The following is a 14318-nucleotide window of genomic DNA, read 5'->3' as shown; positions in this document are numbered from 1 at the left end:
GAATGGCAATGCATATTTGAGGCCCTACTCTTTATGCCGATTAAGAAACTCCATCCTCTTATAATGCGCCGTCAGGTGCGCATTGCACGTTTTGTAGTCCTTTATGCGCAGATGCATCAGCTTTCCGATATTGATCTGCAGGGACTGGGCGATTTTGAAGAGGATTTCCACGGAGACACCGGATATGCCGATGCCGCGTTCGAGCTTGCTCAGGTAACTGCGACTGATTCCTACAAGATGAGCCAGTTCTTTCTGAGACATGTTCATGGATAGGCGGATGATGGCGATTTTATGACCCAAACACACATATTGATGCTGTAAAAACGGGTCTTCGTAATTGTTGATTTTCAGGTCGGTCAGTTTAACGGGGCTGGCTTTCATGACGACTCCTTTTCTTTTCCATGCTCTCTAAATATAGTATACTGAGACTATCAGGCTTTTACTAATACGGAAAACTTGATAATTATCGGGTATTACCGATAATTACACGAATTGTGAAAGCAAATGGATGGAGGCATTATGGAAAAATATATAGCGGTGGCTCTCGGCGGAGCCTTAGGGGCGCTATTTCGCCTGGCTGTAGGTGAATGGGTGATGACGAAGGTCGAGTCGTTTCCGTACGGTACCATTGTGGTGAATCTCGTCGGCTGTTTGATTATAGGGCTTATTTTGGGGCTATATATGCAGAAGCCCGACATTCCGCAATGGCTGCGATTTTTCCTCGTTGTGGGCGGCCTCGGAGCTTTCACCACATTTTCTACATTTGCCTTTGAAATGTTGCAGCTCATGATGGCGGAATCCTATGTACGGGCGCTTTGGTATGGTGGATTGCAGGTCATAGGCGGCCTTATCCTGTGCTGGGCAGGTCTCGTAGCGGCTCGCATATTTTAAGTTGTATGTATATGCTATAATTTGTATTGCTTATTTTAAATTGAGAATAACTTGAATTGAGGAGAACATATGAAGTCCATTAGAACGCAGGATGCCGTAGGGCATGCATTATTACACGATCTTGTGAGAATTGTCATCGGTGAGGTGAAAGACACGCCGTTCCGCCGTGGGCACGTGATTACGGAGGAGGATATTCCTAAACTTCTGGATCTCGGCAAGGAACATGTATTTGTGATGGAGCCGGAGGATGAGGGTTTCTTGCATGAAGAGGATGTGGCTCGTGCTCTTTATGATATGGCCGGCGGCAATTATATGCATGCAGGGCCTATGTCACAGGGGAAAATCGAGGCGATTGCGGATACGGACGGACTCTTCAAGGTGGACGTGGAACGTTTGCATGCCATTAACAGCGTCGGAGAGCTGACGATTGTTACAAAATTTAATAATACCCCGGTGAAAGCAGGAGAGAAACTGGCGGGAATGCGTTGTATTCCGTTGCTTCTGGACGAAAAACAGGTTGAGGCGGCGCGAGATATCGCAAAGGACGAACCGATTTTACATGTAAAACCGTTTGAGCGTAAGACAATGGGCATCGTTACGACCGGATCCGAAGTGTTTGAGGGGCGTATTAAGGATGCTTTCACCCCGATCATTGAGAAACGATGTGCCGAATACGGGGCCCGCAAAATTGCACATGAGATTGTGCCGGATAATACCGATGATATCGTGGCGGCCATCGATAAGGTGAAAGCGGCGGGTGCAGATATTATTTTCTGTACCGGCGGTATGAGTGTCGACCCTGATGATCTTACACCGGGGGCGATTAAACGCTATGCGGACCGCGTTGTTACCTATGGTCTGCCCGTGTTGCCGGGGTCCATGGTATGCATCGCGTACTGTGCGGACGGCATTCCGATTCTCGGCGTACCGGGCGGCGTACTGTTCAGTAAGCCTACGGCATTTGATGAAATTGTGCCGCGTCTCGTTGCGGACGATGAAATTACCAAGGAGGACTGTATCCGTATGGGACACGGCGGGTTCCTGGGATAGTTCGGTCTATAAAGATATAGTTAATATGTATAGGAGATATTAATTTATATATTCAAAATAGTATTCAGATGACTTTTTGCTTATTGATAAAAATCGATATTTTCATCTAATATTTAAAAAACTCTTTACTTCATCTAAATTTTAAAGTACAATGATCGCAGGTAATGATATTACATTGCTTGCGATTAATTATATTTTATGAGGATTTTTTATCCTATGTATACTATAAATGATAATAGTTGTATGAAATATTTATAATTTTAGATGTAATGTAAGGAGGAATTAGAATATATGAAAAGAAAACAGATGGCGTTATCATTGGCAATTGTACTGGCATTAGGAACGGGAACTGTATTTGGTGCGGAAAAGGAGATGTCCGGTGCATTTCTTAATGCATCTACGGATGCAACATATGACAATAAGGTGTCGGTGACAAAGGTGGACGGTCCCGGCAATGTGGCCGCAGGGCAGCAGAATATTGTCACGAGTCAATACGGCAGTTCCGGTGCTTTCGGCAATCAGAACTATGTGAACGGCAAGGATTCCGATGCATTCGGGGAAGGTAATGATGTATACGGGACGTTGACATCTGTTGATGAAACGGGTGATAATCCTGCCGTTACGAAGAACGGCGATGGACAGGCCATGGCGTTCGGCGACAATAACGCCGTGTACGGCGCGCAGGTAAGCGGATACGGCAGCAACAATATAGTAGGTGAATTTAAGCAGCATCCTAAACACGGAAAGTATGATGTGGAGGATAAACTGCCCGTAAAACCGGCGGACTATTCCAGTGCTTTCGGTACGGGTAATACCGTTACTGCCGATCACGGTTTGGCGGTAGGATTCAATAATCAGGTGTCCAGTTCCTATTCAACCGCCCTGGGGCAGTTATCCGTCGCATCGGGAGAGTCTTCGATGGCTTTAGGCCGAGGTGCGCAGGCGACAGGGGCTAATACAAACGCGATAGGTAAAAGTGCGAGGGCGACGGGTGAGAATGCCAGCGCCATAGGGCATGGCTCGGTTTCTTCGGGCCGTAATTCAAATGCTTTCGGTTCATCCGCCAATGCATCCGCTGAAGGGAGTACTGCAGTCGGCAACAGTGCAAGAGCGGGCGGTATTTCCAGTACCGCTGCGGGCTTTAATGCGAATGCGGCCGGTAATTATTCCGTAGCATACGGTAACAGCGCACAGGCAACCGGGGCCCGTTCCGTAGCGGTCGGTTACAGTACAAAAGCGCAGGAGAGTGCCGTCGCTATCGGCAATAACGCCGATGCAGGTGCGGTAAATGCCGTGGCTGTAGGTACAGTCAGCAAAATTTCCGCACAGGGGGCGATCGGAATCGGTACTGGTAATACTGTTTCCGGTAAGGATTCGGGCGCTTTCGGTGTAAGAAATACCATAGCGCAGGCTAATACATATGTATTGGGCAGCAATGTGACGACTACCCAGGGAAACAGTGTAGTGCTGGGCAATGCTTCCACTGACCGGGCGGCGACGACGGAAACATCGGCTACAGTAAACGGCATCACCTATTCCGGATTTGCCGGACAAGGATCGACTACGAATGGTGTTGTCAGCGCAGGTGCGGCAGGTAAAGAACGCCAGTTGATTAATGTGGCGGCCGGAAAGGTGTCTTCGGACAGTACAGATGCTGTAAACGGCAGTCAATTATATGCAGTGGCTGATACAGTGGGAAACATAGCGGGCTCCGTAAAGAATATTTTAGGCGGTAACGCCACAGTCGGCAGCGATGGGACGATTACTATGTCCAATATCGGCGAAACAGGGGCCTCCACCGTGCATGATGCTATAAAATCTGCTTATGATAAAGAAGCTTCTGTAAAGGCGGGCAGTTCCAACATTACGGTAACGAATTCGAATCGCAATGCTACAGGCGGCACGGAATATGTCGTGGATGTTTCCAAAAATCTGTCGGTGGACAGTGTGACGACCGGAGGTACCGTTATCAATAACGGGGGTGTTACCGTAGGCGGCAATACATATGTTTCTGAAAATGGCTTGAATGCTAATTCTAAAAAAATTACTAATGTAGCTGATGGTGAAGTTTCTGCAACATCTAAGGATGCCGTTAACGGTAGCCAATTGTATCAAGCAACTAACGGTATTAGTAATGGTGTGAATCGATTAAATAGCAAAATTGGTAAAGTTGGTGCCGGTGCAGCTGCATTAGCGGCAATTCATCCGTTGGATTTTGATCCTGATGACAAATGGAACTTTGCAGCCGGTTACGGTAATTATGCCGGTGAAAATGCTATGGCATTAGGTGCTTTCTACAGACCAAATGAAGATACTATGTTCAGTGTAGCCGGATCCATGGGCAACGGTGAAAACATGGTTAATGCCGGTGTTACAGTGAAATTAGGTCAGAAAAACGGCGTATCCACATCTCGAGTAGCATTGGCTAAAGAGGTTCAGGACTTAAAAGCTATTGTAAAAGCTCAAAATGCTGAAATTCAGCAAATGAAGGGTTCCATGGGTATGGCACCTCAGTATGACATGAAAGATGTGAATTTCCCTGATGTACCGGCTAATCATTGGGCTTATGAATATGTAAAAGCTTTGGCAGACAGAGGTCTTGTTGAAGGTTATCCTGATGGCGAATTTAAAGGTGATCGTGCGTTGACTCGTTACGAATATGCTGCTATTATTTATCGTGCTTTACAATTGGGTGCACCTATTGATGGCAGAATGGGACGTGCTATTAATGAATTTAATCCTGAATTGGCTCGTCTTCGTGATTTGGATCGTACTCGTGTGGATCGAATTTCCGGTAAAGACAATGATCGTCATAAGGTAGAACGACTTCGTGTCAATAATAAGGATAATAAGCAAAATAATGATTACAGAGACGTTTATGGCAGTCATATTGAGCGAAATACGAAGTAATCACTTGTCATGAAATAATCTTTTAATTTAAAAGGACGATAACAAAGATAACAAAATGGTTCTTTTATAAGCTAACGAAAGAACAAAAGAGGCCGTAATAAACAGCCTCTACATCAAAATAGCGGATTGTTGATTTAATATACTAATCTGCACTTTCAGAAATCATGTTGATTTTCTGGAGTGCAGGTTGTAGTCAACAATCCGCTATTTTATTATTTTGCTTATTTAGCTATGTAATTAAAATGATTTCTTGCCCAATTTAGGGTGCGTGCAGCGCTTTAGTGAAAGCGTATCAATCATGTGCACCGCTTCATCCAGTGTGAGATCCTCGCGCTTTGTAGGCGTTTCCAGAACCGCCAGAGGATGGTCCGTGCCGACTTCGCCGGACGGCAAGTAGATGTACTCTTTATTGACGGCATCGCCGAAGATATAGCCGGCTTGTAAATGTTCCTTGTGAATACGACTCATCGTGTCTCCTTGATGGATAATAGGTATGTTAGTACTTGTGTTGCATTTATATCGTTTAATATTATTTGATATTTATGGATTGTCTTTTATAGTATCTTTTACATTACAGGATTCGTTGTAATGTAAATTCCATGTAGTCTGCCGATACGAGTTCCAGCTTTGTAGTGCCGAACTCTTTTGGAATCCGTTTAAATGAAATCTGGTCGTGTAAATGACCGAATATGCATATATCGACGTCATATCGAGCCATCAGCTCCGTAAAGCCGGACGGTTCATTGCTGTCGTTAAACGGCGGGTAATGGATCAGTAATATTTTGGTTACCGGCAAATCGGATAGCTGTTGTATGGCGGCATCCATTTCCTGTAAAGCCGATTCGGTTCGCATCAGTTCACGACTATAAATGGATTGGTCCGTATCGGGTACGAAGTGGGAATCCCCCGGGCAGAGATAGCCGCGCGTGCCGCCGAAGGCTATGATTTGAGGGCCTTCGGCGGTATCGATGATTTGCGCTGTGCCGTGCCCCTGAATAAAGGTAATGGCATCCCCCATAAGCTGTTTCATTTTGTTGGCAGAGGCCCACCAGTAATCGTGATTGCCGCGAATCATATATTTTCTCCCTCGCATGGAGGCGATTTCCCGTAAATCATGAGCCGCTTCGTCAAGTCTTAAGGCCCAGCTCATGTCGCCTACGAGAAAGACGATGTCCTCATCGCTGACCTTGGCATTCCAATCCTCCTTTATGCGATCCCAATGGTTTGCCCAGTGAGGCCCAAAAATATCCATCGGCTTTGTAGGAGGTGTGCCCGATAGATGGAGGTCGCCGATGGCAAATACTTTCATATAGTTCCTTTCAAATTATATATTTCTGATTCATTATATTTACTGAATTCGGTATAACTGTAAGCCTTGTTCCGATTGTTGGGCGGCTGTCATTATAGCATTACTTCGATTCGACTGTTACCGAAATAATATTTTTATGATTAACTGATATTCAAAAAAGTGTAATTATTTTTTGTTTCCTTGCAGATAAGGCGCGATGTCCTGTATAATCTTGGCAGCTCTGTCATCGTCGCAGGTTTGCGGAATTTTATAGCCGATGTAGAGCGGTGTCGTTACATATCTTGCCACAATCTTTATGTAATTGTAGCCGTCCTTTAAGTCGTAAAAGAAATAATTATAGGACTGCGTAAAGTTGGCAATGGTATGTAACAGATAGCGTAAAACCTGCTGTAATCGAAGCGCCACGGAGCGTGTTGGAGCATCCGGTTTAAAGCGTATATTATATTCAAAGAACCCGATAATCGGCTGTGTCGACAGGGTGATGCGCACATCCTGATCTTCATGCAGTAACCAGCCGTTCATGCTCTCTACGGTGATATCTTCGCAGTAATCGTAGTTTTTGAGTCCGATTATCTGACTGTGCGGATGTCGGATGGATCCGCCCGACATGGGACCGTGATTTTTGAAAAATAAAACGGAGGCGAACTCGTTTGTCTGCATCGTTTCGCGCCATTTATCGAGGCCGAACTGCATGATGCGGGTCGCTTCGTCGAGGGGTAATGTGGAGAATTCGCCGTCGTCCGTTTCCGTTTCGATGATGACCGTAGGCCATGTATCGTGCAATACGGGATATTTATTCATGAGCCAGATGATATGTCCGGATGTATCGAGAATATCCGTTAATTGCGATCTGTCGCAGAAGGGACACCGAACTTGTTCGTTACGCATATTGACGGGCTTTGTGCGGCCCAGTGCGATGTCAAAAATGAGCGGCCTGTTCATGGTGCGCCTCCTTTTCTATCACAAAATCTATACTTTTAATCATACCACAACTAGTCCATTCGTACATAAAATAATGATATAATAATATAATGTCATCAAATGGCCGTGCAACGATCGTTCGGAAATAGTTGTACATCAAGGCATTTAGTTGATGCAATATTTAATTTATTAGAAATCAGCGCGTCAGTTTATCGCCGGGGAGGATATATGAGACCTACAACGTTGGTATTTCCCATCGATGAGGACAATCGCATATTGTTGGGACGTAAAAAACGCGGCTTCGGTGCCGATAAATATAACGGCTTCGGTGGCAAGCTCAATCCTGGTGAAAGCTTCCGCGCCTGTGCCGTTCGTGAATTGTTTGAGGAATCCGGCCTTTCAGCCCGTGAGGAGGACCTTGAATGCGTGGCTCTTTTCGATTTTCAGTTTCCCTTTGATGAAAGTTTAACCCATGTGAGTTATGTTTATTTTCTACGTACTTTCACAGGCATTGTAGCGGAAACGGATGAGATGGAGCCGCACTGGTTCAAGCCGGAGGATGTGCCGTACGCGCATATGTGGGACGGCGATCGGCGCTGGTTGCCGATGCTGCTGGAGAATAAAAAGTTGAAAGGGCCTATCGTGTTCGCCCGTGATAACAGTACGGTGGACAAGATGGATTTGACCGCGATGGAATCCGTTATGGAAAGCGAACATCTGGCCAGAATTGATTTGTATATTAATGAGTAGAGGTAGTATGGCAGAGGTGAAGAGCCCGAAGTGGGTACCACAGTTATTGGCGTGGTATGATGTGCACAAGCGTGAATTGCCGTGGCGCGATTGCGGAGATCCGTACAAAATCTGGGTGTCCGAGGTGATGAGCCAGCAGACGCGCATCGAAGCGATGAAGCCGTATTATGACAACTGGATGCGGCTCTTTCCGACCTTGCAGGACCTGGCGAACGCATCCGAGGATGAAGTCGTTCATGCCTGGCAGGGGCTCGGGTATTACAGTCGGGCTCGCAACCTGCGGCTCGGAGTGAAGGACGTCGTTGAAAATTACGGCGGTGTCGTGCCTCATGACAGAAAGACGATGGAATCCTTAAAGGGCGTGGGTTCTTACACGGCGGGGGCTATCCTGTCCATGGCTTATAATGAGCCGGAGGCGGCCGTCGACGGCAATGTATTGCGCATTTACGCGCGGTTGTACCGAATATTTGAGGATATCTTGAGCACGAAGGGCCGGAAGCTGATCACCGCCATCGTGGAGGAAACCTTGCCTCACGACAGGCCGGGCGACTTTAATCAGGCCTTGATGGATTTCGGCTCCGCCGTATGCATTCCCAAGGCGCCACGCTGCGGTGAATGTCCCATTGCAAATCTTTGCGATGCCTATCAACAGGGGGATACGGACAAGCTGCCGGTGCGCATCAAGAAAACTAAGGTCGTCGATGTTCCAGTATTCGTAGGCATTTTGCAATATGAAGATTACTATTTACTGCATAAACGCCCGAACCGTGGACTGTTGCGATCCATGTGGGAATTTCCGTCCGTTGAAGGTGTATCCGCCTTTGATGACGGTGAACAGGCGCTAGCGGAACTGGTAGCGGATTTAGGCTTTGAACTGTCCCTGCAGCCCGTTCTCGTAAAGGAACTGACCCATGTATTTTCCCATAGAAAATGGTTTATGAAAGCTTTTCGCGGGACTTTGACCAAATCTATAGACCGCGATTTGCCGAAGGACTGGATGCTCATCAAACGTGAAGAGTTTTCCGATTACGCATGGGCGGGACCGCACGGTAAATTGACGGAGCTTGCAAGATAGAATGCCTTGTAGTTGGGCTGTGAATATATTCTTGCATCATAGATATTAGATTGCATTGATAAATTGCGATATAATTAAACAATATCGACGGTATTTTATCGGTATGTATGGCTGTATATGGAATATATGGCGCTGGATTGGCCGGCTTTGAATCGGCATAGTTGGAGAACGCATGAGACTACTATTTAATATAATCTTTTTCACCATCCTTACTGTAGGACTGGTGAGCTTTTGGCTTCTATTTCTCAATTTGTGGAAACCTAAAAAGCGGTGGCCTGCATGGATAGGCTATATTCTCATAATCGGCGGATGGCTTGCGGCGGTCATATACTATATGATGTATCAGGCGAACTTGTTCGGCACGCAGTACTATCCGTTGATGAATATATTTAGAACTGAAAGCTACGGCTTTTTGATGGGCTTATTCCTGGCTATTCCCGTATTTATCCTCTTAGGTATATTGTATTGGATTGTTAATAAGATATTTAACAAGACCCCTGAAGAAAATAGAACGGGACGACGCGCTTTCTTCAGAACGGCGGCGACCTTGGTGCCGTTGGCGACGGTGGGCGGCTCCGGTTATGCGGCCTTTGCGGGGCAGCATGAGATAGTCGTTACCCATGAGTCTTTCGGTTATACGAATTTACCTGAGGGACTTAAGAACTATAAAATCGTACAGATCAGCGATATTCATATCGGTCCGTGCATCGACCTCGATGATTTCGATGAAATCCTGAATATGGCGCTCATGGAGAAACCGAATCGCGTCGTAATCACCGGTGATCTGATCGACAGATTGGATTGGTTGCCTCAGGTTTGTGAAAGACTGACGACTTTCACAAAACAAATCCCTGACGGCGTCGATTACATTCTGGGCAATCATGAATATCATCACGACGTGAATAAGGTGCTGGACGAGTTGAAGATGAACACGCCTATGAATGTTCTCGTGAACAGCAATATTCAAATCATGGGCGGCAGACAGCCGGTCTATATTGCGGGTGTTGCGTACGATAATAAACGCGAAAAGGAGGAACGGGAGCGGTTCATGGAAAAGGCCTTGTCCGGTATTCCCGACTACGCTTTTGTCATCCTGTTGGCGCACCATCCTGAGTTCTTTGAAGAAGCCGTTGAACGCAATATACCTCTTACGTTGTCGGGCCATACACACGGAGGCCAGATCGTTCTCTTCGGTATACCGGTGGTGCCGATCGGCACACCATACGTCAAGGGCCGCTATGTGGAAAAAAATAGCGTGTGCTATGTAAATAACGGATCGGGCCATTGGTTTCCGATTCGCATAAACTGCCCGCGAGAAATTACGGTCATTACATTCTTTGACGGGATAGCGTAGAAATAATAGAACCCCGATACGGATTTGCCGTAGCGGGGTTCTTATACGTTCATTTGAGGTATGAGAGGATCTTATAGTTATGTCAAAGTAGAGAGGAGGTTATTTCATGCGAACTGCTTCAGCAAATTCGTCTTCGGTCATGAGTTTTTCTTCCAGGATGATTTCTTTGATGGAGCAACCGCGTTTGTACGCTTCTTTTACGACCTTGGCGCTCTTATCGTAGCCGATGTACGGCGTTAAGGACGTAGCAATCATGAGGGACTGTTCAACGAAGAATTTAAGTTTTTCCGGTACGAACTCTACGCCGTCGATACAGTGCGTTGTGAAAGAATTCATCGCATCCGCCAGTAGACGACAGCTTTCAACAAAGTCATAGATCATGATAGGCATGTACACGTTCAACTGGAAGGCACCGCTGCCTGCACAGAGCGTCATCGTCGTGTTATGACCGAATACTTGAGCGCATACCATGGCGAGGGCTTCGCACTGTGTCGGATTAACCTTGCCCGGCATGATGGAGGAGCCCGGTTCGTTTTCAGGCAGATGCCATTCGCCGTAGCCGCAGCGAGGACCGGAGCCCAGGAATCGCACATCGTTGGCGATTTTAAATAAGGTTGTCGCCAACGTATTGAGCGCGCCGTGAGCCATCATGAAAGCATCCTTCAGGGAAAGACCCTGGAACTTGTTGTTCTTCACGCGGAACGGAGCGCCTGTTACCTTAGGCAACACGGTTTCCATAACGTCCAGATAGCCTTTCGGCGTATTTACACCCGTGCCGACCGCGGTGCCGCCAAGAGCCACATCGAGCAGGTAATCGGCATTTTGAACGAGCATAGTTTTGGCAGTTTTTAGACCGTCCACAAAGGCGCTGATTTCCTGATCCACCATGATGAAAGTCGCATCTTGCAGATGTGTACGACCTACCTTTTGGAGACCTTTACCTTTTTTCTGTAGTTTTTCGAATGATTTGATCAGGCCGTCCAATGCAGGGATAACGCGTTTAGTGATTTCAAAATACGCACAGATATGCATTGCCGTAGGAAATGTATCGTTTGTACTTTGACCGCGGTTTACATCATCATTCGGATGGAGAGGGTTGCTTTCATCCAATTGTTTGGCCCGGTGAGCGATAACTTCGTTCACGTTCATATTAGTCTGCGTGCCGGAACCGGTCTGGAATACGGTTAGCGGGAATTCTTCATCCCATTTGCCGTCCACGATTTCATCAACTACCTGAGCGATGAGTTTCGCTTTTTCTTCCGTTACGGCGCCACATTTCGCATTAGTTAAAGCACATGCTTTTTTGACAAGCGCAAGCGCTTTGATCTGTTCAATAGGGATGCGGTGGTCACCGATCTTAAAGTTATTGAACGAGCGCTGCGTTTGAGGTCCGTAAATTCGTCTAGCGTCGACTTCGACTGGTCCCATTGAATCGTATTCAATTCTTGTTTCCATAATGTTTACAACCTCCTTAAAAACATGCCGACCTCATTGTCGGTATATATTCATTATATGTGGAATAAATTACATTTGTATATAGTAAATGCAAATGATTTCTATTTTCATATAAATACGGGCTTTATATGCGCTATGTGCATATAGATTTTTTCTCGCTCAATATATATGTGATAATTTATTTTAATTTGTATACATGTTTTATGTGATTTGCGGATTTGAGAAACAGAACGGCGATAGCCCGAAACCGACTTAGCGGCCCCGCATAGCGGGGTAGGTGGCTTTGGAGGCTTTGGAAGCTTTTGTAGGACTACCACGCATAATAAAGTATTTATGATACAGGATAGACCTTTCAAAATATCTGTTGGAGAATCTTAAATTTATACCCTTTCACATGTATACATTATAATTACGCATATATATTGAAATCATCGCTTTAACACGATAAAATGGAAGTAGCTTAGTATATTGTTTTAAGTTTATGATTTCACAGAGGAGGTAAGTACTTATGAAACATGACTTTATGAGCCATGACCTTCATCTGCCGGAACTGACATTGCGTGGGATGCTACTTGGTGCATTGATTACTGTTATTTTTACAGCATCTAACGTATATCTCGGTTTGAAGGTAGGTTTGACATTCTCGTCATCCATTCCGGCTGCCATTATTTCTATGGCGATTTTGCGTTTTTTCAAGGACTCAAACGTACTTGAAAATAATATGGTACAAACTCAGGCTTCTGCAGCTGGGACCTTGTCCGCTATTATCTTTATTTTACCCGGTCTGCTTATGCTTGGGTATTGGAACGGTTTCCCGTTCTGGCAGACATTTCTGCTCTGCGCCTGCGGCGGTTCTCTAGGTGTTTTATTCACCATTCCGTTGCGTCGTGCCATGGTGGTGAACAGTGATTTGCCGTATCCGGAAGGCCGTGCGGCGGCGGAAATCTTGAAGGTCGGCTCTCATAACGGAGATGAAGGTCCACAATCTAATTCCGGTATGAAGGATATCGTATCCGGCGGTTTTGTAGCCGGACTTATCAGCCTTTGTGCGAACGGTTTCAAAGTACTTGGCGACAGCATGAGCTTCTGGATTCCTGCTGGTAGTAAAGGTATTACTCAAATCCCATTGGGGTTCTCTACAGCATTATTGGGGGCCGGTTATCTTATCGGTATCGCATCCGGTATCGCTATCCTGGTCGGTGTTCTCGTCGCATGGGCAGGTTTCGTACCGTATTTAACGAATCTGTATGCTCCGGATGGCGGTGCAACTGCTAAATTCGCTATGGGCATCTGGAAAGAAAAGGTTCGCTTTATCGGTGCCGGTGCCATCGGTATCGCGGCGATTTGGACTTTGATCACATTGATTAAGCCTATTATCGAAGGTATGAAAATCTCCGTAAAATCCATGAACAGCAGTGCTGAAGAACGCGAAACACATCGCATGGATACGGATATGAATACTAAATCTGTTCTGATCGTGTTCGCAATCATCCTTGTCGGTTTAGTGTTCACATTCTGGGACTTCGTATCCGCTGTACCTATCAGCACAAGCTTGATGTGGACACTCGTTGTTGTAGGGATTATTGTAGCATTGCTTATCGGTTTCTTCGTAGCTGCTGCATGTGGTTACATGGCCGGTCTTATCGGTACATCTGCATCTCCAATCTCGGGTATCGGTATTTTGGCGACGATTATTTCCTCCCTTGTTGTATACTTCATCGCATCGGAGAATAATTTGTTCGCTACCGAAGCAGGTGTTCAATTTGCTACCGCTATGGCCATCTTCATGACATCCGTGGTTATCGCGATTGCATCTATCTCCAATGATAACTTGCAGGATTTGAAAACAGGTCAGCTCGTCGGTGCTACACCTTGGCGTCAACAGATTGCCCTGTTGCTCGGTTCCGTAGCCGGTGCCGTTGCGATTGCTCCGGTACTTAATTTGCTTTACCAGGCATACGGCTTCACAGGTGCGTTGCCACGTGCCGAAATGGATCCGGGCGCTGCATTATCGGCTCCACAGGCGACGCTGATGACTACCATTGCGCAAGGTATCTTCAACTCCAGCATGGACTGGGATTACATCCTGATCGGCGTTGGCGTCGGTGTTGTGGCGATTATCGTTAACTTGATCCTAAAGAGCACAACCGCTACTTTAACATTGCCTCCATTGGCTGTCGGTATGGGTATTTATTTACCGCCTACTTTAGAAGTACCGCTTATTATTGGTTCTTTCATCAGCTATTTCGTAGGCCGTTATCTTGTGGCTCGTGCTAAAATGCGTGCCGGCGAGCTTGCCGAGTACGATGTGGAGCAATCGAACCGCCGTGGTGTTCTCTTCGCATCCGGCTTGATTGTCGGTGAAAGCTTGATTGGTGTCCTCATAGCTGCTATTATTGTATTGTCAGTTACAACCGGTGGTGGAGAATCTCCACTTCAATTAGTCGGTCCTGAATTTGAAAGTAATGCAGGTTGGTTAGGGTTGCTTGCTTTCATCTTTGCAGGTCTATATCTGGTTCGTCGTGTTGTAACACACAAATTCAATAAAGAAGAAGCTCTCGCTATGAAAGCTGAACAGGAACTAGAAAAATAAGAGGTTATTG

Annotated in this window: 12 protein-coding genes; 7 read left to right on the top strand and 5 right to left on the bottom strand. The window is 46.1% G+C overall.

Translation table 11 applies throughout. The annotated features are described in order from the left end of the window. Positions 1 to 24: 24 nt before the first annotated feature. The gene (locus CKV62_RS08670) at positions 25 to 381 is read right to left on the bottom strand and encodes a helix-turn-helix domain-containing protein (RefSeq protein ID WP_095066552.1); all 357 of its coding nucleotides are present in this window, start codon (positions 379 to 381) and stop codon (positions 25 to 27) included. 138 nt (positions 382 to 519) lie between these two features. Between CKV62_RS08670 and crcB the strand changes: the two genes are divergently transcribed. From crcB to CKV62_RS08655, 3 genes are all read left to right on the top strand, one after another. Then, positions 520 to 891, top strand: coding sequence for a fluoride efflux transporter CrcB (gene crcB, locus CKV62_RS08665; protein WP_095066551.1), 372 nt, complete (start codon positions 520 to 522; stop codon positions 889 to 891). A gap of 69 nt (positions 892 to 960) precedes the next feature. After that, the gene (locus CKV62_RS08660) at positions 961 to 1941 is read left to right on the top strand and encodes a molybdopterin-binding protein (protein ID WP_095066550.1); all 981 of its coding nucleotides are present in this window, start codon (positions 961 to 963) and stop codon (positions 1939 to 1941) included. A gap of 291 nt (positions 1942 to 2232) precedes the next feature. Beyond that, the gene (locus tag CKV62_RS08655; RefSeq protein ID WP_231968322.1) at positions 2233 to 4851 is read left to right on the top strand and encodes an S-layer homology domain-containing protein; all 2619 of its coding nucleotides are present in this window, start codon (positions 2233 to 2235) and stop codon (positions 4849 to 4851) included. A gap of 237 nt (positions 4852 to 5088) precedes the next feature. On the opposite strand, the gene CKV62_RS08650 is transcribed toward CKV62_RS08655, so the two are convergent. The 3 genes from CKV62_RS08650 to CKV62_RS08640 form a co-directional block, all read right to left on the bottom strand. After that, positions 5089 to 5319, bottom strand: a complete 231-nt coding sequence (locus CKV62_RS08650; protein ID WP_095066549.1) for a hypothetical protein — start codon at positions 5317 to 5319, stop codon at positions 5089 to 5091. A gap of 103 nt (positions 5320 to 5422) precedes the next feature. After that, the gene (locus CKV62_RS08645) at positions 5423 to 6160 is read right to left on the bottom strand and encodes a metallophosphoesterase (protein ID WP_095066548.1); all 738 of its coding nucleotides are present in this window, start codon (positions 6158 to 6160) and stop codon (positions 5423 to 5425) included. Positions 6161 to 6325: 165 nt separating this feature from the next. Beyond that, entirely contained in the window at positions 6326 to 7102 is a 777-nt protein-coding gene (locus tag CKV62_RS08640) for a DUF4931 domain-containing protein (protein WP_095066547.1), read from the bottom strand. Positions 7103 to 7309: 207 nt separating this feature from the next. Here CKV62_RS08640 and CKV62_RS08635 point away from each other — a divergent pair, with 207 nt between their 5' ends. The 3 genes from CKV62_RS08635 (at position 7310) to CKV62_RS08625 (ending at position 10260) form a co-directional block, all read left to right on the top strand. After that, entirely contained in the window at positions 7310 to 7831 is a 522-nt protein-coding gene (locus tag CKV62_RS08635; protein ID WP_095066546.1) for an 8-oxo-dGTP diphosphatase, read from the top strand. A 7-nt stretch (positions 7832 to 7838) separates the two neighbouring features. Then, positions 7839 to 8906 carry an A/G-specific adenine glycosylase gene (mutY, locus tag CKV62_RS08630; RefSeq protein WP_095066545.1) on the top strand — a complete coding sequence of 356 codons (1068 nt, stop codon included), beginning with the start codon at positions 7839 to 7841 and terminating at the stop codon, positions 8904 to 8906. 172 nt (positions 8907 to 9078) lie between these two features. After that, positions 9079 to 10260, top strand: a complete 1182-nt coding sequence (locus CKV62_RS08625; RefSeq protein ID WP_095066544.1) for a metallophosphoesterase — start codon at positions 9079 to 9081, stop codon at positions 10258 to 10260. A 99-nt stretch (positions 10261 to 10359) separates the two neighbouring features. Here the strand turns inward: CKV62_RS08625 and CKV62_RS08620 are convergent, their stop codons facing one another. Next, positions 10360 to 11715 carry a class II fumarate hydratase gene (locus tag CKV62_RS08620; RefSeq protein ID WP_095066543.1) on the bottom strand — a complete coding sequence of 452 codons (1356 nt, stop codon included), beginning with the start codon at positions 11713 to 11715 and terminating at the stop codon, positions 10360 to 10362. A gap of 508 nt (positions 11716 to 12223) precedes the next feature. Here CKV62_RS08620 and CKV62_RS08615 point away from each other — a divergent pair. Next, complete coding sequence (locus CKV62_RS08615; RefSeq protein ID WP_095066542.1) at positions 12224 to 14308, top strand: OPT family oligopeptide transporter; 2085 nt, start codon at positions 12224 to 12226, stop codon at positions 14306 to 14308. The last annotated feature ends 10 nt before the right edge of the window (positions 14309 to 14318 follow it).

It is taken from the genome of Veillonella rodentium, from assembly GCF_900187285.1.
GTDB lineage: Bacteria > Bacillota > Negativicutes > Veillonellales > Veillonellaceae > Veillonella > Veillonella rodentium.
Note: the sequence above shows the minus strand (reverse complement) of the source record. Positions and strands in the feature narration are given on the sequence as shown.